The 25,808-nt window shown below is 58.6% G+C and carries 27 protein-coding genes and 1 tRNA gene; 21 read left to right on the forward strand and 7 right to left on the reverse strand.

What is annotated here, in order from left to right:
• Window positions 1–130: 130 nt before the first annotated feature.
• From cysG to FHT76_RS34400, 5 genes are read left to right on the forward strand one after another with little or no spacing between them, the layout of a single operon-like run.
• The gene (gene cysG / locus FHT76_RS34380; protein ID WP_183864227.1) at window positions 131–1,567 is read left to right on the forward strand and encodes a siroheme synthase CysG; all 1,437 of its coding nucleotides are present in this window, start codon (window positions 131–133) and stop codon (window positions 1,565–1,567) included.
• A gap of 2 nt (window positions 1,568–1,569) precedes the next feature.
• The gene (locus tag FHT76_RS34385) at window positions 1,570–1,884 is read left to right on the forward strand and encodes a DUF2849 domain-containing protein (protein WP_016553863.1); all 315 of its coding nucleotides are present in this window, start codon (window positions 1,570–1,572) and stop codon (window positions 1,882–1,884) included.
• A gap of 8 nt (window positions 1,885–1,892) precedes the next feature.
• Window positions 1,893–3,563 carry a nitrite/sulfite reductase gene (locus tag FHT76_RS34390; protein ID WP_183864201.1) on the forward strand — a complete coding sequence of 557 codons (1,671 nt, stop codon included), beginning with the start codon at window positions 1,893–1,895 and terminating at the stop codon, window positions 3,561–3,563.
• Between the two features lie 10 nt (window positions 3,564–3,573).
• A complete protein-coding gene (locus FHT76_RS34395) occupies window positions 3,574–4,086 on the forward strand; it encodes a DUF934 domain-containing protein (protein WP_183864202.1) in 513 nt (170 codons plus the stop codon).
• A 39-nt stretch (window positions 4,087–4,125) separates the two neighbouring features.
• Complete coding sequence (locus tag FHT76_RS34400; protein ID WP_183864203.1) at window positions 4,126–5,337, forward strand: UbiH/UbiF family hydroxylase; 1,212 nt, start codon at window positions 4,126–4,128, stop codon at window positions 5,335–5,337.
• Here the strand turns inward: FHT76_RS34400 and FHT76_RS34405 are convergent.
• The 5 genes from FHT76_RS34405 to FHT76_RS34425 all read right to left on the reverse strand — a co-directional run bounded on the left by FHT76_RS34405 (window position 5,317) and on the right by FHT76_RS34425 (window position 8,334).
• Window positions 5,317–6,267, reverse strand: coding sequence for an AEC family transporter (locus tag FHT76_RS34405; protein ID WP_183864204.1), 951 nt, complete (start codon window positions 6,265–6,267; stop codon window positions 5,317–5,319). The two genes, FHT76_RS34400 and FHT76_RS34405, sit on opposite strands and share 21 nt — an antisense overlap.
• 40 nt (window positions 6,268–6,307) lie before the next feature.
• A complete protein-coding gene (locus tag FHT76_RS34410) occupies window positions 6,308–7,057 on the reverse strand; it encodes a cytochrome c biogenesis CcdA family protein (RefSeq protein WP_114712656.1) in 750 nt (249 codons plus the stop codon).
• A 183-nt stretch (window positions 7,058–7,240) separates the two neighbouring features.
• Entirely contained in the window at window positions 7,241–7,531 is a 291-nt protein-coding gene (locus tag FHT76_RS34415; RefSeq protein ID WP_183756905.1) for a hypothetical protein, read from the reverse strand.
• Window positions 7,532–7,790: 259 nt separating this feature from the next.
• Window positions 7,791–8,018 carry a hypothetical protein gene (locus FHT76_RS34420; RefSeq protein ID WP_183864205.1) on the reverse strand — a complete coding sequence of 76 codons (228 nt, stop codon included), beginning with the start codon at window positions 8,016–8,018 and terminating at the stop codon, window positions 7,791–7,793.
• Window positions 8,019–8,181: 163 nt separating this feature from the next.
• Window positions 8,182–8,334, reverse strand: coding sequence for a hypothetical protein (locus FHT76_RS34425; protein ID WP_016553871.1), 153 nt, complete (start codon window positions 8,332–8,334; stop codon window positions 8,182–8,184).
• Window positions 8,335–8,811: 477 nt separating this feature from the next.
• On the opposite strand from FHT76_RS34425, the gene msuE reads away from it, so the two are divergent.
• The 9 genes from msuE (at window position 8,812) to FHT76_RS34475 (ending at window position 15,705) form a co-directional block, all read left to right on the forward strand.
• A complete protein-coding gene (gene msuE / locus FHT76_RS34430) occupies window positions 8,812–9,375 on the forward strand; it encodes an FMN reductase (protein WP_183864206.1) in 564 nt (187 codons plus the stop codon).
• Between the two features lie 19 nt (window positions 9,376–9,394).
• Window positions 9,395–9,553 (forward strand): hypothetical protein, encoded by a 159-nt coding sequence (locus tag FHT76_RS34435; RefSeq protein ID WP_183864207.1) that lies wholly within the window; start codon window positions 9,395–9,397, stop codon window positions 9,551–9,553.
• 188 nt (window positions 9,554–9,741) lie between these two features.
• The gene (locus FHT76_RS34440; protein WP_259129730.1) at window positions 9,742–9,873 is read left to right on the forward strand and encodes a hypothetical protein; all 132 of its coding nucleotides are present in this window, start codon (window positions 9,742–9,744) and stop codon (window positions 9,871–9,873) included.
• A gap of 39 nt (window positions 9,874–9,912) precedes the next feature.
• On the forward strand, window positions 9,913–10,512 hold the full coding sequence (locus FHT76_RS34445) for an alpha/beta hydrolase (protein WP_183864208.1): 600 nt from the start codon (window positions 9,913–9,915) through the stop codon (window positions 10,510–10,512).
• 214 nt (window positions 10,513–10,726) lie between these two features.
• A complete protein-coding gene (locus FHT76_RS34450) occupies window positions 10,727–11,386 on the forward strand; it encodes a peroxiredoxin (protein ID WP_183864209.1) in 660 nt (219 codons plus the stop codon).
• Window positions 11,387–11,723: 337 nt separating this feature from the next.
• Window positions 11,724–11,906, forward strand: a complete 183-nt coding sequence (locus FHT76_RS34455) for a hypothetical protein (RefSeq protein ID WP_246712715.1) — start codon at window positions 11,724–11,726, stop codon at window positions 11,904–11,906.
• Window positions 11,907–12,468: 562 nt separating this feature from the next.
• Window positions 12,469–13,470 (forward strand): glycosyltransferase, encoded by a 1,002-nt coding sequence (locus FHT76_RS34465; RefSeq protein ID WP_183864228.1) that lies wholly within the window; start codon window positions 12,469–12,471, stop codon window positions 13,468–13,470.
• Entirely contained in the window at window positions 13,463–13,876 is a 414-nt protein-coding gene (locus tag FHT76_RS34470; RefSeq protein ID WP_183756900.1) for a GtrA family protein, read from the forward strand. The genes FHT76_RS34465 and FHT76_RS34470 overlap by 8 nt, the downstream gene beginning before the upstream one ends.
• 56 nt (window positions 13,877–13,932) lie before the next feature.
• Window positions 13,933–15,705, forward strand: coding sequence for a hypothetical protein (locus FHT76_RS34475; RefSeq protein WP_183864210.1), 1,773 nt, complete (start codon window positions 13,933–13,935; stop codon window positions 15,703–15,705).
• Between the two features lie 918 nt (window positions 15,706–16,623).
• Here FHT76_RS34475 and FHT76_RS34485 read toward each other — a convergent pair.
• Window positions 16,624–16,713, reverse strand: a tRNA-Ser gene (locus tag FHT76_RS34485).
• Between the two features lie 366 nt (window positions 16,714–17,079).
• On the opposite strand from FHT76_RS34485, the gene FHT76_RS34490 reads away from it, so the two are divergent.
• From FHT76_RS34490 to FHT76_RS34505, 4 genes are all read left to right on the forward strand, one after another.
• A complete protein-coding gene (locus FHT76_RS34490; RefSeq protein WP_183864211.1) occupies window positions 17,080–18,183 on the forward strand; it encodes a septal ring lytic transglycosylase RlpA family protein in 1,104 nt (367 codons plus the stop codon).
• A 69-nt stretch (window positions 18,184–18,252) separates the two neighbouring features.
• On the forward strand, window positions 18,253–19,449 hold the full coding sequence (locus FHT76_RS34495) for a D-alanyl-D-alanine carboxypeptidase family protein (protein ID WP_259129812.1): 1,197 nt from the start codon (window positions 18,253–18,255) through the stop codon (window positions 19,447–19,449).
• Between the two features lie 118 nt (window positions 19,450–19,567).
• Entirely contained in the window at window positions 19,568–20,251 is a 684-nt protein-coding gene (gene tmk / locus FHT76_RS34500; protein ID WP_259186322.1) for a dTMP kinase, read from the forward strand.
• Window positions 20,244–21,269, forward strand: coding sequence for a DNA polymerase III subunit delta' (locus tag FHT76_RS34505; RefSeq protein ID WP_183864214.1), 1,026 nt, complete (start codon window positions 20,244–20,246; stop codon window positions 21,267–21,269). The genes tmk and FHT76_RS34505 overlap by 8 nt, the downstream gene beginning before the upstream one ends.
• Here FHT76_RS34505 and FHT76_RS34510 read toward each other — a convergent pair whose 3' ends face one another.
• Window positions 21,270–22,070: a sulfite exporter TauE/SafE family protein gene (locus FHT76_RS34510; protein WP_183756894.1), complete on the reverse strand. Its 801-nt coding sequence runs from the start codon at window positions 22,068–22,070 to the stop codon at window positions 21,270–21,272.
• Between the two features lie 238 nt (window positions 22,071–22,308).
• Between FHT76_RS34510 and metG the strand changes: the two genes are divergently transcribed.
• From metG to FHT76_RS34525, 3 genes are read left to right on the forward strand one after another with little or no spacing between them, the layout of a single operon-like run.
• The gene (metG, locus tag FHT76_RS34515; protein WP_183864215.1) at window positions 22,309–23,859 is read left to right on the forward strand and encodes a methionine--tRNA ligase; all 1,551 of its coding nucleotides are present in this window, start codon (window positions 22,309–22,311) and stop codon (window positions 23,857–23,859) included.
• A gap of 7 nt (window positions 23,860–23,866) precedes the next feature.
• Entirely contained in the window at window positions 23,867–24,649 is a 783-nt protein-coding gene (locus FHT76_RS34520; protein WP_183864216.1) for a TatD family hydrolase, read from the forward strand.
• 4 nt (window positions 24,650–24,653) lie between these two features.
• A complete protein-coding gene (locus tag FHT76_RS34525; RefSeq protein WP_183864217.1) occupies window positions 24,654–25,484 on the forward strand; it encodes an MBL fold metallo-hydrolase in 831 nt (276 codons plus the stop codon).
• Window positions 25,485–25,808: the final 324 nt, after the last annotated feature.

Here is a 25,808-nt window from a genome sequence, read left to right on the forward strand (position 1 = left end):
CGGTGACTTTTACTCAAATCATTGGAAGACCGAGTAAAAGAATACGCGCCCGCGCGGGCATTGGAATTTCTGTTTCTTCATTTGGTTGGGCAGAGAGTGCATATTCCGGCAACTTCGAAATGGATTGATGATGTCTCCCAAGACTGAACAACTGTCGGTATTTCCTGCCTTCTTCCGCGTTGAAGGCAGGATCGCGGCTGTCTTCGGCAATGGCGACGAGGCCTTCGCCAAGGTCCGCCTGCTCCTCAATACCCAGGCGCGGATCGTTGCCTATACGGACCGTCCTGAGGCCGATTACCATGCCTTTCTGATCGCCAACCGGATCGAGACCGTACGATCAGGCTTTGCTGCCGAACAGATCGTCGGAGCAACACTCGTCTTCGCGGCGACCGGAGATGCTGCGCAGGATCGCGCCATCGTTGAGGCGGCGCGCGCCGAGAAGGTGCCGGCCAATGCCGTCGATCAGCCTGATTACTGCGACTTCTTCACGCCAGCGCTTGTCAATCGTGCGCCGGTGGCCGTCGCTATCGGCACAGAAGGTGCCGGCCCGGTTCTGGCGCAGATGATCCGTGCACAGGTCGATCAGTTGCTTGCGCCGTCGCTCGGTCGTCTTGCCGATTTCGCGATCGGTTACCGTAAGGCTGTCGAGCAGATTGTGCCCAAGGGCGCTGCCCGCCGCCTTTTCTGGCGCCGCTTCTTCTCAGGCGCTGTCGCCGATGCTGTCGCGAACGAGAACCTGCCGCAGGCGCGGCGTGCGGCCAATGGCTTGTTGCAGTCCGCCGAAAAGGTCCAGGGCCACGTCTGGCTCGTCGGCGCCGGTCCCGGTGCCGCGGATCTGCTGACGCTGCGCGCCCAGCGTGTGATGATGGAGGCCGATGTCATCGTCTACGACGCCCTCGTGCCGCAGGAAATCGTCGATATGGGCCGCCGTGACGCCGAGCGTTTGTCTGTCGGCAAGCGTAAGGGATGCCATTCGAAGTCCCAGGAAGAGATCAACGATCTGCTCGTGCATCTCGGTCGCGAAGGCAAGCGCGTGGTTCGTCTGAAGTCCGGCGATCCGCTCGTGTACGGCCGGGCAGGCGAGGAGATGGCTGCACTGCGGGCTGCAGGCATTTCCTATGAAGTTGTACCAGGCATCACGTCGGCTTTCGCCGCTGCCGCCGATTTCGAACTGCCGCTGACGCTGCGGGGCGTGGCGTCGTCGCTGGTCTTCACCACTGGCCACGATCTGACCGGTGACGTCTTGCCGGATTGGGCGAGCCTTGCGGTCTCGGGCGCAACGATCGCCGTCTACATGGGTCGCACCGTCGCGGCATCCGTCGCCGAGCGCCTGATGCAGGCAGGCCTGCCTGCGGAAACGACCGTCGCCGTCATTGAGAATGCAAGCCGTTCCGATCGCCGCCTGCTGCATGGTATTCTGCGGGATCTTCCCGACCTGCAGCACCGTGACGAGTTGACCGGTCCGGTCATGGTTATTATCGGCGATGCGGTCGCAGGCGCCAATTTCGAACTGTCGGAACCGCTTGTGCGCGAACGCGCCCGGTCCGAGGAATTTGCAAGGAGCTGAACATGGTAGACAAGGTTCTCACCGCCAACCGCTTGACGGATGGCATCGCCGTCTGGCTGAACGCCAACGGCGAATGGGTTACCTCGCTGCAGGAAGCCCTTGTGGCTCGTCACGCCGAGGCCGTCGCGGCTCTGGAAGCGATCGGCAAGAAGTCCTATGCCGACAACCAGGTGGTGGACGTCGCCGTCGTCGAGGTTCAGGAGACCGATGGCGTGCTCTGGCCGCTGCGTCTTCGCGAGCGCATTCGCGCCCAGGGTCCGACCATGGAATACGCGCCGGGCTACCAGCCCGCCGACCCCGCATTCATCGCAGTCTGAGGAAGCAGATGTATCGTTACGACGAATTTGACCACGCTTTTGTCGCCGAGCGCGTCGAGCAGTTTCGCGACCAGGTCCAGCGCCGCCTTTCCGGCGAGCTTGCCGAGGATGCGTTCAAGCCGCTGCGCCTGATGAACGGTGTTTATCTGCAGCTTCACGCCTACATGCTGCGTATCGCAATTCCCTACGGCACGCTGAGCTCGCGCCAGGTGCGGATGCTCGCCCATATCGCGCGCAAGTATGACCGTGGCTACGGCCATTTCACGACCCGCCAGAACCTGCAGTTCAACTGGCCGAAGCTGTCCGAGATCCCGGATGCGCTGGCCGAGCTCGCCTCCGTCGAAATGCACGCTCTGCAGACGTCGGGAAACTGCATTCGCAACGTGACCGCCGACCATTTCGCCGGCGCTGCAGCCGACGAAGTCGCCGATCCGCGTCCCTACGCCGAAATTCTGCGCCAGTGGTCTTCTGTCCATCCGGAATTCTCGTTCCTGCCGCGTAAGTTCAAGATCGCCGTCACCGGCGCCGAGCGCGACCGCGCGGCGATCCAGGTCCACGACATCGGCCTGCATCTGAAGAAGAACGAGAAGGGCGAAATCGGCTTTGCCGTTTACGTCGGTGGTGGCCAGGGCCGCACGCCGATGATCGCCAAGCTGATCCGTGACTTCCTGCCGGAAGAGGACCTGCTGTCCTACACGACCGCGATCGTCCGCGTTTATAATCTCAACGGCCGCCGCGACAATAAATACAAGGCTCGCATCAAGATCCTCGTGCACGAAACAGGCACGGAAGAGCTGACCCGTCAGATCGAGGCCGAGTTCGCGGAACTCAAGGACTCCGAACTGAAGCTACCCGAGGCCGATGTCGAAGCGATTGCTACATATTTCGCGCCGCCGGCTCTGCCTGACCGTGCCGAAGGATGGGAAAACCTGGCTCGCTGGAAGAAGGCCGACCCGGCTTTCGCCCGCTGGGTGCAGCAGAACGTGCAGCCGCACAAGCATCCCGACTACGGCATGGTGACGATCTCGCTGAAGCCGATCGGCGGCATTCCGGGCGATGCTTCGGACAGCCAGATGGATGCGGTGGCCGATATCGCCGAGGAATACGCCTTTGACGAAGTTCGCGTCAGCCATGAGCAGAACCTGATTCTGCCGCATGTGGCACTTGCTGATCTCGAGGCTGTCTATCGCGGTCTGGTTGCCATCGGCCTTGCCGAAGCCAATGCCGGTCTGATCACCGATATCATTGCATGTCCCGGGCTGGACTACTGCGCGCTTGCCAATGCGCGCTCGATCCCCGTTGCGCAGGAAATCTCCCGGCGCTTCGGCGATCCGGATCGCCAGGCTGAAATCGGTGAGCTGAAGATCAAGATCTCCGGCTGTATCAATGCCTGCGGCCATCACCATGTCGGCCATATCGGCCTGCTTGGCGTCGAAAAGAAGGGCGCTGAGCTATACCAGATCACGCTTGGCGGTTCGGGCGACGAGCATACGTCGATCGGCGAGATCATCGGTCGCGGCTTCGAGCCGGACAAGGTGACCGACGCGATCGAAACGATCGTCAATACCTATCTGACAATCCGCAAGGAGCCGTCGGAAATATTCCTCGAAACCTATCGTCGCGTTGGTCCGCAGCCGTTCAAGGACGCGCTCTATGGTTCAGCGGCAGAAGCGGCCTAAGGAGAGGACGATGACCGAGATTTGGAGAGAAACCGGCTTCGTCGAGAACGATCCCTGGGTGATCGAGACGGAAGAGGTCAAGGCGGGCGAGGGACAGAAGCCCCTCCTTACCCTGGACGAGCTGATCGCCAAGGCCGACGAGAGCAATGAGGTCGGCTTCGGCGTGCTGATCAAGCCGGCGGACGACATTCGCAAGCTTGAGCCCTACCTTTATCGCCTGGAGATTGTCGCTGTTGCCTTCCCGGCGTTCAATGACGGTCGCGCCTTCAGCCACGCGTCCCTGCTGCGCGACCGCCTGGGATATACCAACGAACTGCGCGCCGTCGGGGACGTGCTGATCGACCAGATTCCGCTGATGCAACGGGTCGGCATCGACAGCTTCGCCGTCACCAACGAGACTGCGATAAAGCGTCTCACGGAACATCGTCTGCCGGGGATTCCGCATCATTATCAACCGGCTGTGCGTGACGCGGACGCCGGCAAGGGCTATAGTTGGCGCCGTCAGGCGAAGCCGGCTGCGTAAGCACCGGATCGCCGTCAAGGAATTTGACGGAACGGTGCAATGAAGACTTTTGAAATCGCGGTGATCGGTGGCGGCCTTGCCGGCATGATCGCCGCTATCGCCTTGGCTCGCGGCGGACGCAACGTTGCTCTCGTTGCTCCGCCGTCATCAGGCCAGGATAGGCGCACGACCGCGCTCATGGATCAGTCGATCCGTTTCCTCGACAGGTTGACCCTTTGGGAAAAGCTGCGTCCGGCGGCCGCTCCGCTTTCGACGATGCGGATCATCGACGGCACGAATCGCCTGTTGCGGGCTCCCGTCACCACCTTCCGGTCCGTTGAACTCGATCTCGAAGCCTTCGGCTACAATTTCCCGAACAAGGCGCTGATGGAAGTGTTGGAAGCCGCGATTGCCGCTGAAGGCAACATCACGTGCTTCAACTCGTTTGCCGACCTGATCGATATCAGTGCCGATTCCGTGACCATTACGCTTGCCGATGGCGAAGTCCTGTCGGCCTCGTTCGTGGTGGGCGCGGATGGGCGCAAGTCCAAGGTGCGCGAGACTGCTGGTATCGATGTGAAGACCTGGTCCTATCCGCAATCGGCCATGGTGTTAAATTTCCAGCACTCGCTGCCGCACGAAAATATCTCGACGGAGTTCCACACCGAAAGCGGCCCCTTTACGCAGGTGCCGCTGCCGGGCAATCGCTCAAGCCTCGTATGGGTTCAGAACCCGTCCGATGCGGTGGCTCGCAATGAACTCTCGCTTGTTGAACTGAGCAACGTCGTCGAGGAGCGTATGCAGTCGTTGCTCGGCAAGGTGACGGTCGAAGAGGGCGTGCAGCTCTGGCCCCTGTCAGGCATGATGGCCCATCGCTCCGGCAAGGGACGAATTGCCCTGATCGGCGAAGCCTCGCATGTCTTCCCACCGATCGGCGCACAGGGGCTCAATCTCAGCCTGCGCGATGTGCTGACGCTGTCGGATATTCTGTGCACGCGGCCTGAGCTGCCGATCGCTGCCGATGCCGGCGACCAGTTCGATCGCAAGCGTCGCGCCGATATCATGACCCGTACGGCAAGCGTCCATCTTCTCAATCGCTCGCTGCTGTCCGATTTCCTGCCGGTTCAGATGATGCGCGCTGCCGGCCTGCATATCCTTTCGGCGCTGCCGCCGCTGCGCAGCATCGTCATGCGAGAGGGCATCGAGCCAGGGCGCGGCTTCCGCGACATTCCGGGCGCGATCAGGGAAAGACTAAGCCGGAAGAAAGCCTGATTTGATCGCAATCAGGACGGCCGAGACGGTCACGACGGATAGCGCCGTCGTGATCAGGATCGTCGCCGAAGCACGCTCCTGCCAGACGCCGTATTGTTGTCCGATGACGAACACGTTGGTCGCCGTCGGCAATGCGGCGAGCAGCACTGCCGCATAGACCCAGATAGGGTCGAAGCCACCGACGGTGGTCAGGGCAAGATAGACGACGATCGGGTGAATGATCAGTTTTGCCGGAACGATGTAGCCGATCTCAACAGGCACGCGCTTCAATGGCCGAAGTGCCAGTGTCACCCCCATTGCAAAGAGGGCGCACGGCGCGGCAGCCTGCGCGAGATAGTCGACGAAGCGCTGGAATGCAAGCGGCTGATCGACGTGCAGGCCGGCGGCAACAAAGCCGAGGGCTGTCGATAGAATAAAGGGATGAAAAGCCACCTTCCGAGCGATATCGATCGCCAGGCGACCAACGGAGCGCCGGTCGTCGCCAGCCACCGCCATGAGCGCCGGAGCGACGATGAAATGCAACGCATTCTCCAGGCAGACAATCAGCGCCACCGGCACAGCCGCACTTTCACCGAGCGCCAGCAAGGCGAGACCTGGCCCCATATAGCCGATATTGCCGTAGGCACCGGCAAAGGACTGGATTGTGCAGTCTGCCAGCGAATTGCCCCGGACCCATCGGCCGATCGCAAACAGCACAACGAAGATTGAATAGGTTGCCGCGAGGTCGGTAGCAATGAAATCGATGCGCGTCAGATCCTCGAAGGGCGTGCGTGAGACTAGCTTGAAGAAGAGCGCGGGTAGGGCGGCATAGATGATGAAGGTGTTCATCCAGCCGAGCGCCCCGGCCGGCTGCTTCGTCACTTTGCCTGCGATATAGCCAATGAAGATCAAGCCGAAGAACGGCAGAAGCAGACTGACGATATCGGACAACCATTATTCCAATGCAAATTTCTGTAGGGCGGTTTTCCGCTTAGCCGATTTTCATCAGGATTGGAAAGGTCTGCTGGAACCAGATTGCGACATCACTGACGAAACCGAACATAAAAGCGAGACCAGTTAGGACGAGAAATACTCCCATAACTTTCTCGACAGTCCCGAGATGTCGGCGGAAGCGCGTCAGGAAGCCCATGAAGGCACCGGAAAAGCCTGCGGCAATCCAGAAAGGTATGGCAAGACCAAGGGAATAGACGGCCAGCAGACCGGCACCCGAGCCGACGGTTTCTCGCGAAGCCGCAACGCCAAGGATCGCGCCGAGCACGGGGCCGATGCAAGGCGTCCAGCCGAAGGCGAAGGCTAGGCCCATCACATAGGCGCCGGTCAATGTCGCCGGTTTGCCGCTGCCTTGAAAACGCGCCTCACGGGCCAGGATGCCGATCCGAAAGATCCCCAGGAAATTCAGACCCATAACGATGATGATCAGGCCGCCGATCTTCGCCAGCAGATCGAGATGTTGGCGAAGCGCCATACCAATGCTGGATGCCCCGGCCCCGAGGGCGACGAAAACGGTGGCGAATCCGAGCGTGAAGAAAAGGGCTGAAAACAAAACGTCCCGTCGGCCGTTCGGCACAACGGCGACCGCGTTGCCACCGCGGAATTGCTCGACGGAAATGCCAGCCATATAGCAAAGATAGGGCGGAACGAGAGGCAGTACGCAAGGAGACAAGAACGATAGCGCGCCCGCAAAAAGGGCGCTCAATAACGAAATATCGGCAATCGACACTTAGGCACTCCGGCGGCAGGCAATCATCGGCGGAGTCCTACCCCAGGCGAGGCTTCTGGGCCAATCACCTTTTTGCGCTTTCGGATAACCGAGCATCTGCCAAGAGCGCAAAGCGTCCCAAAGCAGAAATGGCGCGCCAAATGGCGCGCCATCAGGAAATTCAGGCGTTATCAGACGCCAGCATCAACGATCCCGGCAGACGGTCCGGTACTTGGTGATATAGTGATGATGGCTCTTCTTCTGGTAAGGCTCTTCCCAGCATCTTTGCCGCGATGCGTAACGGGGACGATCGTAATCATAGTCTTCGTCATCATAGGCATAGCGCGGACCATGCCTGTAATAGCGCGGAGGTGGCTGATCGTCATAGTAACGCGGGCCGCCACCGCCGAATTCGAAGTAGACGCCGTCTGCAAAGGCGGGCGCGCTCACAAGCAGCGTCGCGAGACCGGCGGCCGCAATAACAAGCTTTCTCATAGTCAGTCTCCATGTGTCTCTGACGTAGCGCCCTCGAAGCGCTCTTGGTTGAACAGATTAGGGCCGACGAATGAATGTGCACTGAAGCCGGCGTTCATCTTACAGTCATGCTTGGCAGGTTCCCGAACAGCGGTGATGATTCCCTAAATGGCCGATGCAGGGCGCTGCAGCAGGCCGGGCGCGTCAAGTGCGCGCTTTTCTTGAGCGCGTCGCAGGGCGGCGGCACGCTTAATTATCAACGCAGGATCGGTGTTGCCGGTCAGTGATCAGTGTCGGAAATATGCGGAACGTGCAGTATCTGGCCATCGAGCAGAAGCAGGAAATGTTCTTCATCGAGCCGATTCACGATCTCGCCTTCCTCCGTTATATAGTCAGTCTTGGGCGAAGCCGCGTTCTGGCCGGAAATCCTCATCTGCTGAATGACGACATAAGTCTTCCCTCTGTCGTCCTGACACCGAAACCGCCTTTCCTCTCTATAGTTCGACATGGCCGAGCCTCCATCGCATTGAACAGAATCTTTGCTCGCAGCAGTGCAATTTCAAGGCCTACCGATTCCCTCGAGCAGATTTTGCTTTCTGCGCGGAAAACAGCATCTGGAGTGGCAGCCGAGGGAGGCTCGGCTGGGTTCGATCATCAACCGTCTTGCGAGATCAACGGGCAGCATTCGCGACGCGATTGCCGGCGTTCTGAGTGGCGTTGACGGTATTGGCGGCATCACGCCCGACACCCTTGATGGTGTTTGCGCATGAGGTGAGGGCGATGAGCAGGCACAAGGCGGCAGCGACTTTGGCGGTGATCGTCATTGAGGCGTTTCCCAGTTGAAGATGTTAGGTAATGCGCGAGACCGCAAGTTGTTCAAAACGAACCAAATTCGCGCCTGAGCGAGTGCGGGAGACGAAGAGAGGGACGGCCACAAAGAAAGCCCGGCGGGATATAGTCCACCGGGCCTTTTAAACGGACCTACATAGGCGATGCTGGTCCGGCAGCGCAGATTTCAGACGCTGCAATCAACTAACGACCGACGCGGCCAAAAGTTCCTCAATGCTCGCCAAAACCGAGTGGCCGAAGAGGCGGCCTTTCACTAGCCCGAACCGGCCGGAAGCGGTGTACCGACTACATTCAATCTTGCGGTCGGCTTAGGCGAACGGCGGAAGCCAAGGTGTGTGTGATGGGGCGTATGAGAGCATCGAATTTCAAGCTCTCCCCGCACAAGGAAACTTCATTTCTTTTGTTCACTAATTTTATAGACAATATTCGATGCGATAACGAAGGAGAGATATATGTCGCTGCGATTGGTGGGCATTGCCGGTAGTTTCAACCGTCCATCCAAGACCTTTGCCCTCGTCGGGCACATTGCTGGGCTTGCTGCAGAAACCTACGGGTTCTCCAAGACGGTTTACGATCTCAAGGACCTGGGGCCTTCTCTCGGAACTGCCTTGTGGCGAAGCGAGTTGGATGAGCAGGCGAGCCAGGTGATCGATGACATCGTCAAAGCCGACGTTCTTGTTATCGGCTCGCCGACTTACAAGGGGTCTTACCCGGGCCTGTTTAAGCATCTGATCGATCTGATCGAGCCAGCCGAACTTCGGGCCAAACCGATCATCATTTCCGCAACCGGCGGTGGGGACCGCCATGCGCTGATTGTCGAGCATCAACTGCGACCGCTTTTCGGCTTCTTCATGGCCCACACACTGCCGACGGCCGTCTATGCCTCGGACCGCGATTTCGTCGACTACAAGGTTACATCCGAAGCGCTGTCTACCCGCATCGGCTCTGTCGTCGATGAGCTTGGCAGCTTCTCTTTCGTACCGTCCGCAAGGGGTTCGTTGCAGGCGGCCGAGTGAACGGGCGAGGGAGGGTGACATGGTCAGTACAGAGAAAGGCGAGCTTTGGAGTGTGTTCGACTTCGCGCGCCGCTACCGGCTGACGATACGCGAGCAGAATCGCCTCCTGATGCTGTTTGGTCCCGTCGCCGGTGCTGCGGAGTTGCTTGCGAATGCCAGGCGCAACCAACTGATTTGAGCGAGAGGAAGGAAAAATGAGGATGCAGTCTCTTTTTCTATGGTTCCGGTCGGTGATCCACCACGGTCTTTCGCAACCGGCCGGGTCATGGAGTGAACTGACTAGGGAAGGCGAGCCGACCGCCCGCGATTACGAAATCTACTATTGGAACCCATCTCCCGGGCCCTGGTACTGAAAGAAGGATTGAGATGGTCGTTTTCGACGATCGCCGCGTCGCTCCGCGGTTCCGGTTTGCGGGTGCCGCAGCAGACCTTGCCGCCCAAGCGGCCACGATCCTCGCTTTCGGGTTCCTTTTCGCAGCCACCCTTGGGGTCTTCTAGGACCAATAGCTCGTTCATACGCCGCGATAAGGATTGATGATGACGCCAGTACTTATTCTTCCCGGGCTTTTTGGATCAGGGAACACGCACTGGCAAACCGCCTGGTTACAGGATCATCCCGAAAGTCGGCTCGTCGAACAGGACAACTGGGGCAACCCGCACCTCATGACATGGCGGGCAAAGCTTGAGGCGACACTTGAAGATGCAGGAGAAGCCTACATCGTTGCTCATAGTTTAGGATGTCTGCTGGCGGCAAGCCTCGCTGGTCGGTCCTCCGTGGCGCGAGTGAGGGGAGCGCTGCTGGTTGCGCCCTGCGACCTGCCGGCGACCGACAGATTGCATCCAGGACGGATCGCTTTCGGTACGATGCCGACGGCCGAGTTGCCGTTTCCGAGCATGGTGATTGGAAGCCTGAACGATCATTACATGTCGCTCGATCGCCTGACACTCTTCGCTCGCCTCTGGGGCAGTGAGCTGCACAATGTCGGCCTGGCAGGGCACATCAACGTCGCCAGTGGCTATGGCCGCTGGCCGGGTGGCTATCGTATTTTCGAGAAGCTGAAGGCCAGAACGCATCACCTCGACAAGATACCGACGAAAAGGCCGTTACTCGGCAGAGCGTCGTCTTCCGCGTGGTAGGGCTTACTCTGCCGGCGCCCCGATCGACCGTGCTGTCAAGCGTCAAACCAGCGACAGAATTACTTGGGATACTGTGAGGGCCAATCAGGCGGGCCCAGGCGCTATCCGCTGCCGTGACCATTTTGGGCACAAGTGCTTGAATGGCGACAAAAAACAGCTACACAATCACCCACCATTGAAAGCCGATATCACCTACCAACAAGGGTCACCGCTCATGAGCCTCCGTATCAACGATATTGCACCTAATTTCACCGCGGACACCACGCAGGGTCCCATCCAGTTCCATGACTGGATCGGCGATGGCTGGGCGGTTCTCTTCTCGCATCCGAAGAACTTCACGCCGGTTTGCACCACCGAGCTTGGCGCGATGGCGGGGTTGGAGCCCGAATTCCGGCAGCGCGGCGCCAAGATTATCGGTATTTCCGTGGATCCGGTAGAAAGTCACAGCAAGTGGAAGAGCGACATCAGGACGGCGACAGGCTTTGATGTCGACTACCCGCTGATCGGCGACAATGAGCTGAAGGTTGCCAAGCTCTACGACATGCTGCCGGCTGGAGCCGGTGAAACCTCGGAGGGCCGGACACCCGCCGACAATGCGACCGTCCGCTCGGTCTTCATCATCGGCCCGGACAAGAAGATCAAGTTGATCCTCACCTATCCGATGACGACGGGAAGGAACTTCAACGAGATCCTGCGCGCCATCGATTCCATCCAACTGACGGCGAAGCATCAAGTTGCAACGCCGGCGAACTGGCAGCAGGGCGAGGACGTGATCATCACGGCGGCCGTCTCGAACGAAGACGCCATAACCCGGTTCGGTTCGTTCGACACGATTCTTCCGTACCTGCGCAAAACCAAGCAGCCGCAGGCGTAATCTTTCGGGTGGGAGCCGGGTACGCCCGGGCGCCCATTCTACGCAGACTGGCTTGAAGCGCTTCACGGCTCTGCCCAAAAATTGAGAGGCGGCGAAATTCGGCGCCTCTTTTGTTGTTCGCCATGTTGTCGTCCTCGGCACGCATAGCGACACAAACTCCCACCTGTTTCTCGCGTTTGCCGGGCCAATGCGAGTAGGGTAGGGCCGCACACAGCAAGCAGGTCATTGGCGCCATTTGCCCATTTATTTCCACTTTTACGCGTGATGCCCCTCGCATCTGCTGGGAGGCACGGATACATTGCGTCGTGAGCATAATCGCCGGGCAGGAGAAACGAGCATGAGCAGATTTCGCGCTTTGATGGCAGCCGGAGCGATGTTTGGCCTTTCCGCGCTCGCGTCGGCGTGCGCGACCCCCCCGAACTCGATGGGCTCTGCCTCAGGCTATGTGCCTGGGGATTCAATGAATCGAGCCTGCGAGGATGGCTTCAGACCAAGCGACGGACGCTCGTGCAGCTATTGACGGAGCGCTGTGATTCGATAGCAGCGGATCGCTAATCTCGGCCGTCCGCCTGCTTGATCTCTTGCCAATGCGGATAGTGCTCAGCACACCACCATCGCGTTTCGCCGCTCTTCGACGATGTGTGCCCGAAGCCTCCCCATTTCCCGCATCCGGCAACACAGCAGTAGTGGTTTATATGGATGTTGGCGCCGGGCGCATTCGAGTGGTTTTCAATGCTCATCGCGAAGGATTCCCACTGTCCTCGTCAGCTTCAGGTGTGCGGCACCTCAGTCTACACTACTTAAATATCAAGTAAAAAAGCATGTATGGCGAGATAGTTGCCCGGCGAGCTGGCGGCCGCAAGTGCGCGTCATTGTTCCACTTCGCCGTGGAAATGTTGCAACTTCTCTTCCCAAAGTCCCCGCTGCTCGCCAAAGATTGCTATTGCCGCAATCGACCTCCGTAAGAGAAAAAGGGCATTCCGGCGCGTACGCGGTATTGACGTCGTCAGCGTGTTAGTATGGACAAGAACACTACGTCTGGCTCGCAGTACCATCCTCTCAAAACCGAAATTAGTCGCGGAATGATCACAGAAAGAAAGCAAGAAACCAAATCGGTCGAATCAAGCAGCCGTGAAGCGCCAAGCTTCCGCGCGCGTGTCGCCGTTGTCATCCCTTGCTATAATGAAGAGGTCACGATTGGAGCGGTCGTCCGCGATTTTCGCGTGGCACTTCCCGACGCAACGATCTACGTCTTTGATAACAATTCTTCTGACCGGACGATCGCCTGGGCGCGGGAGGCAGGCGCAATTGTCAACACTGTCCGTGAGCGAGGCAAAGGCAATGTCATCAGGCGCATGTTTGCCGATGTGGAAGCGGACGTCTATCTGCTCATTGACGGGGACGGGACATACGATGCGAGCGCCGCACCAATTCTGATTGAGGAAATGTTGGCGCATGGCTTGGACATGGTAGTGGCTAGCCGAACTTCCACAGAGCGGGAGGCATATCGGCCCGGACACAGGTTTGGAAACTGGCTCTTGACCGCTTGCGTAATGATGATTTTTGGACGGTCTTTGACTGATATGCTTTCGGGTTATCGGGTGTTCTCGCGGCGCTTTGTTAAGTCGTTCCCTGCCCACGCCTCCGGCTTTGAGACCGAAACGGAATTGACAGTACACGCTTATGAACTCCGGATGCCAGTGTCAGAGGTAAAGACCGTCTACCGGTCGCGCCCCCCGGGCTCGTCAAGCAAGCTTAATACATATCGTGATGGACTGCGGATTCTTCTGACAATATTCCGTCTTTTCAAGGCCGAGAAGCCGCTCGTATTCTTTGCAATAGGATTTCTATTCTGCGCTGCTGCCTCGGTGATACTCGCACTTCCTCTTCTGGCAACTTATTTGGAAACAGGCCTTGTTCCTCGCATCCCGACTGCTGTGCTGGCGGCATCACTCATGCTATTCGGTGCGCTGCTCTTAACATGTGGCATCGTATTGAACACCGTTACGAGAGGCCGCATGGAAATAAAGCGCCTTGCCTATCTCGCTGTGCCAGGGCTTTGGCGCTCAGGTACTCATGGCTGAACTGCCTAGACAGATACTGAGCTTCGCTGTCGCGGGCATCGTCGGTTTTGCGGTTGATCTGGGTGTCTTGCTGCTCGCCGTGCACTGCGGCTTAGGGTTCTTTTTGGGCCGATCAATCTCGTTCCTCGCTGCGGTACTCGCAACTTGGCAAATCAACCGGCACTTTACTTTTGAGCGCGGGCCCGATCAGGAAGTTCAAAAGGAGTGGTGGCGGTATTTCGCCACCATGTTACTGGGCGGATTCTTCAACTACGTGGTTTACAGCTTAATCGTCTTGTCATTTCCGAAGCTCTGGTTGTTGCCCGCAATTGCGGTAGCCGGCGGCTCTCTCGCTGGCATGAGTTTTAATTTCGTAGGTGCGAAATTGTGGGTATTCAAACCAGATCTGGTACGGTCGCCGAAATGAGGGTGTCAAAAGCTGAGAGGCGAACGGCACTGCTCAATAAACCGCAGGCGCCGTTAGTGGCCGCCATCATCGTTCCGCTATTATTCGGCTTCTACTCGGTGATCCTGGGTGCGGATGCAAACTGGGACCTCTACAACTATCACGTCTATGCGCCGTTCGCGTTGATGAATGGCAAGGTGTCAATCGACCTGGCACCTGCTGGATTTCAGGGATATTTCAATCCGACACTAGACCTCTTCCCATATCTTCTCAACCGAACGCTGCCTCCCGCAATGTCAGGCTTCTTGCAAGGGATGCTGCACGGCATGACTTTCGTCTTGGTTATGGGTATTGCGTCCGTGGTCCTTCCGGAAAGGCCCATTGAGGATCGATACCGTCTGCCGATCCTGCTTGCGCTTTCGGGGTGCCTCACCGCGGTCTTTTTGTCTGAAGTTGGCAATTCCATGGGAGACAACACGACCGCACTCTTCATTCTCGGTTCAGTCTCTATCATCGTTTCAAATTGGTCGACTCTCCGAAGTTGCAACATGGCGGCGGCGATGCTCCTTGTGACCGCTGGCTTGTTGGCTGGCCTCAGCATGGGGCTGAAGCTGACAAATGTCGTCCCTGCGTTTTCGATCTGTGTCGCCTTATTGTTCTGCGGCCGTGGTACCTTGCCCCTGCGATTGTGGTTGTCGATTGGTTTCGGCGTCGCTGCAATAATTGGCTTCGCCATAACGGGTGCCCACTGGATGATACGGTTGGCACAAGAATTCGGTAATCCGCTCTTTCCACAATTCAGCAACGTCTTTCCGCACCCGCTTGTTGCGCCAGTCGGCGTCGCCGACATGCGTTGGCGCCCGCAAGGCCTCCTCGAGACGTTTTTTTGGCCGTTCATTTTCTCCGTAAACCCTCGCAGAGTTGGCGAGCTACCTCTTAGGCAAATCATCTGGCCCATCGTCTATGTGACGTTCTGGATCTGGACGCTGCGAAAGCTCTGGGCTCGCTACCTTGGTGCCGCGACGCCCACCCTTAGACCCGAGGCATCGTTCCTGCTACTCTTCATCGCGACAGCTTATCTGCTGTGGATGCAATTCTTTAGCATCTCCAGATACATGGTGTCGTTTGAAGTCCTTTTGCCGCTCGCGTTGTTCATCCTTCTGACGCAGCTGCGTCCCTATACATATGCCCGTCGCACAGCCAAATGGTTGTTGGTCGCCGCGGCCGCGGTTGTTCTGACGGCCGGAGCTCGTACCTGGGGCCATGAGGGATGGGGGGACCCGCTATACCACGCAGAAGCCCCAGCGCTGCCTGATCCCACTCACGCGACCGTTCTCCTCGCAAGCGCCCAAAAACCGCTGGGTTGGCTGGTCAGTCTTTTTCACCCTGAGATCGCCTTTGTCGGCCTGGCGACGGCTTTTCCCGCGACTCCAGCCTACAACGAAAAGGCCCAGGAGATTGCACGGGTACGCGGCGGCCCGATCTTTGTAATCACGGACGGTGAAGATAACACCCGTGCCTCCGATATGGCCTTTTACGATGACCTTGCACGTCGGACAAAGTTGACTGCGAGCCCAAAGGGCTGCGGCTTTCTCCGGTCCATCGTCTCGCAGTTGCGCCTGCGGGCAGATGTTGTCGGCTCGGAGGCCGACGATGCCGCGTGCCGCCTTGACGTGCCGCAATCGAGGAAGGTCGATGTGAGCGCCTCGGAGCGGGCACGGCGCGAGCAGGCTGGTCAGATCGTTGCGCAGGCAGGATTCACCCTGGATCCCGAGAGTTGCACCGTGTTCACGGCGGGGATCGGCAGCGGTTCGCATCGATACCAGTTGTGCAGGGCGACGATACCCTGATCTCCGGCTCGTCTCTCGGAGTTGGTTAACTGTGATTCTCTGTTGGTCGACCAGCGGCCAACGGAACTGTGTTGATCCCTTGGCGAAAATCACTGCAAATATTATCAATCGTTGCCCGGATCGTGATTGAACGTGCGTTGAAGCACGCCTAACCGCCCCACTCACACCGTGCCCGCCATCGGACGTTTGAGCTCAATGCGAAAAGTGTTGCTGCATAAGCGGGGCGCGGTCCTGCGAGGGACGCTCTTCATATCGGAAACTAAAATCCCCCAACTGGTCCTCTTCCTCAGTGTCGCGAACTGGGGCAGAAGGTGGGCTCGCCCGATGAATATTGGAGCGGTAGATTGTCCCCCACATAATTCACCATGCGAGGAGACACAAATGAGCAAATTTCGGACTCTCGTAGTGGCCGGCGTGTTGATCGGGCTGGCCGCGCTTGCTGCGGCTTGTACGACCCAGCAAAATTCAAATCACGCTGATTTCCAATACCAACCGCGGCATTCCGTGAATCCCGCCTGCAACCATGGCTTCAGACCGACCAACGCGCTCTCTTGCGCCTACTGACGAGCGAGGACTCGGCTCTTGTTCCTGCCATTACCAAAAGGAGCCCCGTATGGTCACTAGCGTGGCCGGAGTTGGAGATCCGCTGGCCCACTTGTCCATTGCCATCGCCTTAGCACAAGTTTGTCTCTCGTCGACTTCGGGATGGCGGCGTCGGCCACTGCTGAGAGATGAAGGGCGGGCTTTTGCCGAACCAGCACTTCAACTCCAACGCAAACGTCGCGCTGGCTGTCACAAGGGGCGAGTATCGCTATCCAATCAGCAGCCATCATTGGCTTGTGTGCCGCCGGTGTCTCAGCGGCCATTCTCAGGTGCGGCAAGGAGATAGTATGAAAAACGCAATTAAATCAATATGATTGGCGGAAGAGGTGGGATTCGAACCCACGGTACGGTTTCCCGCACGCCGGTTTTCAAGACCGGTTCCTTAAACCACTCGGACACTCTTCCATGCAGTCGATTGAATGCCGTTTTTGAAACCGGCGCTTCCGCTGCGTCGCCTGTCGCGGTCAACGCAGGCATGGAGCGTTTAAAGCCGTTCGCTGACAGCGTCAACTGGTTCTAACGGCGTAGAGTTCGTAGTGGAAGGAGCTTTGCGCCTGGTGCGTCAGCCGTGAAGCGCGCATTATCCGGAGTCTTAAATTAGTGATTTGTTAACCATATTAATTAGAATTATTCCTATCTTGGCGAAATGCTTCGCAAAATTGCCATGAAAGCCGCATGATTAAAGTCTCGTTAGGTTGGTGGGATTAGGGGTGTCTGACCCAGATCGGGGCAGATTTCTTAACCATAACGGTCTTGAGCGGCGTGGGACATATGAGACGAGATTGCGGGGCGGCGTCATTCGCAACAGGAATGCGATGGGTTGGGCTATCGCTGATCTGTGCGACGGTTACGGCTTGTGGCACCGCGCCGACACCGACAAAACGCACGCACGGCAAGGAATATTTTTCCGAGAAGGAATACGGCGTCAAGGCCAGTCCGCGCGTTGCCACCGGGAACAATATCCCGAAGGGCGGCGGCCGCTATATGGTTGGAGACCCCTATGTCGTGAAGGGCAAGTGGTATTATCCGAAGGAAGATTTCGCCTATAACAAGGTCGGCATCGCGTCCTGGTACGGCTCGGCCTTCCATGGTCGCCTTACGGCAAACGGTGAAGTCTACGACCAGATGCACCTTTCCGCCGCACATCCGACATTTCCCTTGCCGAGCTATGCGCGCGTGACGAACACGGAAAACGGTGCGTCCGTCATCGTGCGTGTCAACGACCGTGGTCCGTATCACGAAGGGCGCATTATCGACCTGTCCAATAAGACCGCTGATATGCTCGATCTGCAGCATAGTGGCACCGGAAACGTCCGCGTTCAGTATGTTGGTCGTGCCCGCATGGATGGCCACGACATGCCTTATCTGATGGCCTCCTATGTGCCGAAGGGCAGCCGCATTCCAGGGATCAATCCCGGCGGCGGACAGATCGCCAGTGGCGTCATGGTCGCCTCCAACAGCAAGCGCATAACGGCAGATCAGCTGCAAGGCGTTGGCGGTTTCACGCCCGAACCAGAAAATGTGCCCGTGCCGGTCTCGGCGACGTCTTATGCCGGCTCGACCCCCAGTGCCCGCTACAACGCTGCGCCTATTCCGACGCCAATGCCGTCGCCGTCTTTCGGTGGCGTCGCTCCCTTGGCGGAGCCAGGGGCCGGGCCGGTGGTTGTCCTGCCGGAGTTTGGACCCTTCCCATACGAGCGTCCCAACGGCGGCTCGCTGGGTTCTCTCGCAATGGGGTATCAGGACGAGGGCGCAAAGACCGTGACCGTCGAGCTCGCCTTCGATGCGGTGATGGTTCGCAACGATGGGCTGACGCCGGATTCCATCCTTGCATCCTTCAAGCGGCAGAAGCCGACGGCCGTATCCGGTAAGTGACAGACGCCGTTGCGTTGCGGTCGGTCCGCCATTAGCATCTTCAAAGTCGCCCGAGCTATGGGGTTTTCGGTGTTGAAGCGTCTTGCTCGCCTCTGTGTTTGTATCGTGCCTTTTGCAACAGCCGCCGTTGCCGCAAGCGGTGACACCAACGCATCCTTTGTCACCAAGGCTGCGCAAGCCTATATGATCGAAGGATCCACCGGCACGGTGCTTCTTGCCAAGAACGAGAACCAGACTTTCTCGCCGGCGTCGCTGGCGAAGCTGATGACGATGGATCTCGTCTTTGACGCGCTCGCGCAGAACCAGATCACCCTCGATACGCAATATCCCGTTTCCGAGTATGCTTGGCGAACCGGGGGTGCGCCATCGCGCACGGCAACGATGTTTGCTGCCCTCAAATCGAATGTCCGCGTCGAGGATCTGGTCAAGGGCATCGCCATTCAGGGCGCTAACGACAGCTGCATCATTCTCGCTGAAGGAATGAGTGGCGGCGAACCCGCCTTTGCCGCCGCCATGACCCGGCGGGCTAAGACCCTCGGCATGGAGCGGTCCATCTTCGGCAATTCGACCGGACTGCCCGATAGCAAGAGCAAGACGACCGCGCTCGACATGGTGACGCTGGCTGCGGAATTACAGAAGTCCTATCCGAACCTTTATCCCTATTTCGCTCAGCCGGATTTTGAGTGGAACAGGATTTTTCAGCGCAACCGCAATCCCTTGCTTGGTTTCGGCATGGGGGTCGATGGTCTGGCGACCGGCTTTGCCGAGGGCGAGGGGTATTCGATCGTCGCCTCGGCAGAGCGCGACGGCAGGAGGTTGTTCATGGCCCTTGGCGGCATCGCCTCCGACAAGGAACGCACGGAGGAAGCGAAGCGAGTGCTCGAATGGGGGCTGACCGCATTCGAAAGCCGCCAGATTTTTGCAGATGCGGAGATAATTGGCCAGGCAAGCGTTTATGGAGGAACGTCGCGTAGCGTCGACCTCGTCGCAAAGGCTCCTGTGAGTGTCTATATACCAATCAACAATCCCGAGCGGTTGTCGGCGCGCATCGTTTACCGCTGGCCTTTAATGGCGCCGGTGGAGGCCGGGCATGAAATTGGGACGCTTCGCATCTCAGCGGGAGCCCGCCTGCTGCGTGAGGTGCCGCTCTATACGAAAGAGACAGTGGCAGTGGGCTCTTTGAGCAGCCGCGCCGTCGATGCTCTCATGGAACTCGCCGAAACGCTGCTGTTCTCTTGGCTGTGGGACAAGCCCGAACCCACGTGATCGCCATATTCGCCCTTCAGGGTGGGAGTTATTGTCGTCGGGCGGTTCCGTTTTTCGCTGCCTTTCGCTAGATGTACGGCAGTGGTGCGGACGAGCGCCGTAATGCAGGAAGTAGTCATTGCCATCCAGTCGTGGATTGTTCGTAACGTTTGAGGGCGGGGAGGGCGCGGGAAAATCGACCCAAATCCGTCGCCTTGCCGAGGCTCTGCGTGCCCGCGGCCATGACGTGCTGCTGACGCGGGAACCGGGCGGCTCGCCGGGTGCGGAAGCCGTCCGTCATGTGCTTTTGTCGGGTGCAGCGGAAGCGTTCGGAACACGCATGGAAGCGATCCTTTTTGCAGCTGCGCGCAATGATCACGTTGAGGAAATCATCCGACCCGCGCTTGCGGGCGGAAAGGTCGTCCTTTGCGATCGTTTCATGGATTCTTCTCGCGTCTACCAAGGCGTGACCGGCAATCTGGAGTCGGAATTCATCGAGGCGCTGCAGCGCGTGGCGGTGAATGGGATCGTGCCGGATTGCACGCTTGTTCTCGATCTGCCGGCCGAGGCCGGCTTGGAGCGTGCCCGCAGGCGGGGGTTGGCGATCGACCTAAGCCCGGATCGTTTCGAGAAGGAAGAGCTCGAGACCCACGAGAAGCGCCGGGAAGCCTTTCTCGATATAGCCGCCCGCGAGCCAGGCCGTTGCAGCGTGATCGACGCAATGCAGACTGAAGAGGCCATCGCGGCAGAGATTCTGGAGATCGTCTGGCAGGGTCTGCAGCACCCGGCGGCGGCGAAGGTGACGGAAGCAGCGCATGAGTGATGAACGGCCAGGATTGCTCGACGGCGCCATTTGGCCAGCCGAGAACATGAAGCTATTTGGTCACGAGAACGCTGAGGAGTTCCTTGCGCAATCGTACCGCTCGGGTAAGGGCCACCACGCGGTTCTAATCGAGGGGCCGCCGGGCATCGGCAAGGCAACTCTGGCGTTCCGGTTTGCAAATCATGTCCTAACGCATCCCGATCCTGCGCGTGCGCCGGAGTTGTTGGCGGATCCTGATCCCGCTTCATCGGTTAGCCGCCAGATTGCCTCCGGCGCGTCGCACAATCTGCTTTACCTGGCGCGTCCCGTTGATGAGAAGACGGGGAAGGTCAAGTCCGCGATCACTGTCGATGAGGTGAGGCGGGCAGGGCGCTTCTTTTCACAGACGTCTGGCACCGGTAATTGGCGGATCGTCATCATCGATCCCGCGGATGACATGAACCGCAATGCCGCGAATGCGATCCTAAAAATTCTTGAGGAGCCGCCGAAGCGCGCCCTGTTCCTGCTGATCTCGCATGCGCCCGGCAGACTGCTACCAACGATTCGTTCTCGCTGCCTGCCGCTGAAGCTTGCGCCGCTTGAAGACGGCGCCCTCGGCGCGGCGCTTGCACATCTTGGCATCGAGGCCGGCGACCCTGATCTGCTTGCCGCCGCGAACGGCAGCGTCGGCGAGGCGCTGAAGCTGGTGAACTACGGCGGCGGCGAGATTGTCGAAGCCTACAACGAGGTTCTGCGAGCGCAAGGGGCATCGGCGCGCAGGGCGATGCATCGGCTGGCGGATGCCCTTTCAGGCAAGGACAGCGACACAATTTTTGAGTTCTTCACGGGTCACGTCGGCGAGGATCTGATGCGGAGGGCGCGGGCGGCTGCCGTTGCGGGGCAGGTTGCGGCGGCCGAGCGGCTCGCCCGCCTGCATTCCGACATAAGCGAGCGGCTGACGGTTTCGGATGATTACAACTTGGATCGGAAGCAGACGATCCTCAGCATCCTCGGAGACATCAAGCAGCCTGGTCCTTGATCAGGTCGCCAGCAGCTTCCAGGCGACGACGCAGAGTGTCAGCGCGAGGACGACGCGGATCGTTCGTTCATGAAGCTTTGGTGCGATCAGGCTGCCGGCAATGATGCCCGGTATAGAGCCAACCAGAAGCGCAAATAGCATTCCCCAGTTGATCTCACCGATCATCCAATAGCCCATGCCACCAATCAGCGTCAGCGGGACGGCGTGGACGATATCCGAGCCGACGATTTCTCGGACATCAAGTCGCGGGTAGAGCACGAGCAGCACAGTCACGCCCAGGGCGCCGGCACCAACCGATGTCAGGGTCACCAGGATGCCAAGAGCCAGGCCGAGCACCGTTGTCCAGATGGCAACCGTAACCGGCTTAGGTGGAGAGCGCTCTCCGATTGCGCGTAAGGCGAATGCCAGGACCTGCTTGCGAAAAACCAGCATCAACGCCGTCATGACAAGCAGCCACCCAAGTGCCGTCGTGATCGTGTGTGCGACTTCCACGCTCTTGCGGTCGACACCCGCCATCAGCCAAAGCATCAATAGGGCAGCTGGAACGCTGCCAGCGGCAAGACAGCCGACGATACGCCAGTTTATCCTGCCGTGCATGCCGTGCACCGCCGTGCCTGCCGTCTTGGTGACTGCCGCGTAGAGTAGGTCGGTGCCAACGGCCGTGGCCGGATGAACACCAAAGACCAGCACCAGCAGTGGCGTCATCAGCGATCCGCCGCCAACGCCGGTGATGCCGACAAGCGCGCCGACGAGTAGCCCCGAGAGGGAGTAGAGAGGGTCGAAGCTCGAAAAGTCAGTCAAACAGGCGACCTCGGTCCTGCACGCGAATGCTGTTGCCAAGTGCTGGAGATGTCACGTCGCCGATGCCCCGCCTTTTGAGTTTTCTTTGGGTAGAATGCGCCTAAAATCGAGTCAAGTGCAGCACACCAGTCATCGGCAAATCGCCGATGCTTTCGAAACTTGGTGTTTCGCTTCGCCATGACATGCGCTAAGAGCGGCTAACAAATTTTATAGAGTAAGCCGGACAAGAATGGCCGCCATGACAGACAAGACACCCTTTTACATCACCACCGCGATTTCCTATCCGAACGGCAAGCCGCATATTGGCCATGCCTACGAATTGATCGCGACGGATGCGATGGCGCGCTACCAGCGCCTTGATGGCAAGGATGTGTTCTTTCTGACCGGCACCGACGAGCATGGCCAGAAGATGCAGCAGACGGCTCGCGCGGAAGGCATTTCGCCGCAGGAGCTTGCGGACCGCAACTCCGACGAATTCCAGGCGATGGCGAAGCTGCTCAATGCGTCGAATGACGATTTCATTCGCACGACACAGGAGCGTCACCACGAGACGTCCAGAAACATCTGGAACCTGATGGCCGATAACGGCGATATCTACAAGGATTCCTACGCCGGCTGGTACTCGGTGCGCGATGAAGCCTACTATCAGGAAAACGAAACCGAGCTGCGCGCCGACGGCGTGCGCTACGGCCCGCAGGGCACGCCGGTCGAATGGGTGGAAGAGGCCAGCTACTTCTTCAAGCTTTCCGAATATCAGGAAAAGCTGCTCGCCCACTATGAAGCCAACCCGGATTTCATCGGCCCGGCCGAGCGTCGCAACGAAGTGATCTCGTTCGTGAAGTCGGGGCTCAAGGATCTGTCGATCTCGCGGACGACGTTCGATTGGGGCATCAAGGTCCCGAATGACCCGTCCCACGTCATGTACGTCTGGGTCGACGCCCTGACCAACTACATCACCGCGACCGGCTATATCGAAGACAAGAATGGTCCCCGCGCCAAGTACTGGCCGGCAGATGTTCACATCATCGGCAAGGACATCATTCGCTTCCATGCGGTCTACTGGCCGGCCTTCCTGATGTCCGCCAAGCTGCCGCTTCCCAAGCGCGTCTTTGCGCACGGCTTCCTGCTCAACAAGGGCGAGAAGATGTCGAAGTCGCTCGGCAACGTTGTCGACCCGGTCAACCTTGTGAACCACTTCGGCCTGGATCAGGTGCGCTATTTCTTCCTTCGCGAAGTTTCGTTCGGCCAGGACGGCAGCTACAGCGAAGAAGCGATCGGCACCCGCATCAACTCCGATCTTGCCAACGGCATAGGAAACCTTGCCAGCCGCTCGCTGTCGATGATCGTCAAGAATTGCGACGGCATGATCCCGGAATGCGGTCCGCTGACGGATGAAGACAAGGCCATGCTGGCTCAGGCCGACGCGCTGCATGCTTCGACGCGCGACGATATGGGCAAGCAGCTCATTCATCGTGCGCTGGCCTCGATCATCGCAGTCGTTTCCGAAACGGATCGCTACTTCGCCGGTCAGGAGCCCTGGGCGCTGAAGAAGACTGATCCGGCGCGCATGGGTACCGTGCTCTATGTCACGGCCGAGGTCGTCCGCCAGATCGCGATCTTGCTTCAGCCTTTCGTGCCGGAATCGGCCGGCAAGCTGCTCGATCTTGTTGCGGCACCTGCCGGAAAACGCGACTTCGCCGCACTCGGCGAGAGTGGTCGACTTATCACTGGCACGCCTCTCGAAGCGCCGAAGCCGGTCTTCCCGCGCTACGTTCCGCCGGAAGCGTGAGGACGTCATGCTGATCGATACGCATTGTCATCTGGATTTCGCCGACTTCGAAGAGGAGCGCGACGAGATCGTCAGGCGCGCCCACGATGCCGGCGTCAAACAGATGGTGACGATCTCGACGCGCGTGCGCAAGCTCGACGGTCTGCTGGCGATCACCGAGAGATATCCGTCAGTCTTCTGCTCCGTTGGTACCCATCCGAACAATGCCGGCGACGAGCTCGATATCCTGACGGACGACCTCGTCCGACTGGCCAACGCACATGAGAAGATCGTTGCGATTGGTGAAGCCGGTCTGGATTACTTCTACGATACGCAGAAGCCGGAAGACCAACAGACCGGATTGCGGCGCCATATTGCGGCATCGCGTCAGACACAGCTGCCGCTGGTGATTCACAGCCGCAGCGCCGACGATGACATGGCGGCTATTCTGACCGAGGAAACGGGGAAGGGGGCATTCCCCTTCATTCTCCATTGCTTCTCGTCGGGCCCAGGGCTCGCGAAGGTCGGGGTCGAACTGGGCGGCTACGTCTCCTTTTCGGGCATCCTGACTTTCCCGAAATCTGAGGAGCTTCGAGACATCGCCAAGTCCGTCCCGCATGACCGCCTGTTGGTCGAGACCGACGCGCCGTACCTTGCGCCGAAGCGTTGGCGCGGCAAGCGCAACGAGCCATCCTACGTCGTGAATACGGCTGAGGTTCTGGCCGAGACGCTCGGTCTCAGCTATGCCGAGATGGCTCGGATCACCACCGAAAACGCATTCCGCATTTTCTCGAAGATGCCAAGGATCTGACAGCGTGGGTTACAGACGACGTTTCACCATTCTCGGCTGTTCGTCGTCGCCTGGCGTACCGCGCATCACTGGCGATTGGGGTGCTTGCGATCCCGCCAATCCGAAGAACCGCCGAACCCGTGCAGCCTTCATGGTGCAGCAATTCGACGACAATGGCGGTGTCACGACACTCATTGTCGACACGGGGCCGGATTTTCGCGAGCAGATGATCGCCGCGCGTGTCACGCAAATCGACGCAGTCCTTTATACACACGCTCATGCCGACCATATTCACGGTATCGACGATCTGCGCGGCTATTTCTACGGTGGCCAACAGCGGGTTCCGATCCACGCGACGCCGGATACGATGGATCGCATTCGGCAAGGTTTCGGCTATTGCATCGAGACGCCGCCAGGTAGCAACTATCCGCCCATCGTTGAAGCGAAAGTCATCGAAAGCCTCGATTCTGCGCTGCGTATCAGCGGCGCCGGCGGAACCATATCCATCTGGCCACACCTCCAGCAACACGGCGATATTCACTCACTCGGCATCCGGGTTGGTGATGTGGCTTATTGCAGCGATATCAGTGATTTTCCGCCGGAAACTGTCGAAAAGCTTCAACATCTCGATGTTCTCATCATCGATGCCTTGCAATACCGATATCATCCCAGCCATCTGTCGCTCGAACAGTCGCTGGATTGGATCGATCGCCTGAAACCGAAGCGTGCGATCCTGACCCACATGCATACGCCGCTCGACTACGACACTGTGATGGCCGAAACGCCGGACCATGTCGTTCCGGCTTACGACCAGATGAACTTTGATATCGAATTGGCGGATATCGAAGGCCTCTGACTTCACCATCGGCACGTTTGAACTGTGTTCCACCGCATTAATGCCGTCGCGTGTTTGCAGCGAACTAAGCTTTCAATGCGTCTTAGGATACAGTGATACAGACCTGAAGGAAAAGAAACTTCATAGCTTCCGCCAGTGCAGTGCGCGCGTCAGAGGAGGCGATATCTTTCCAAGTTGGATATACCAATTAGTTCCATAACCTATCTTATCTGATTTATGGATGTAGCGAGGTGGGTTCTAGAATGAAGTGCGACTTGCTAATGATCCCAATGGGTTATCAATTGCAAGGACGATGCAATGAAACGCACCTACTCTCAGATTGGA

The organism is Rhizobium sp. BK176 (genome assembly GCF_024808055.1).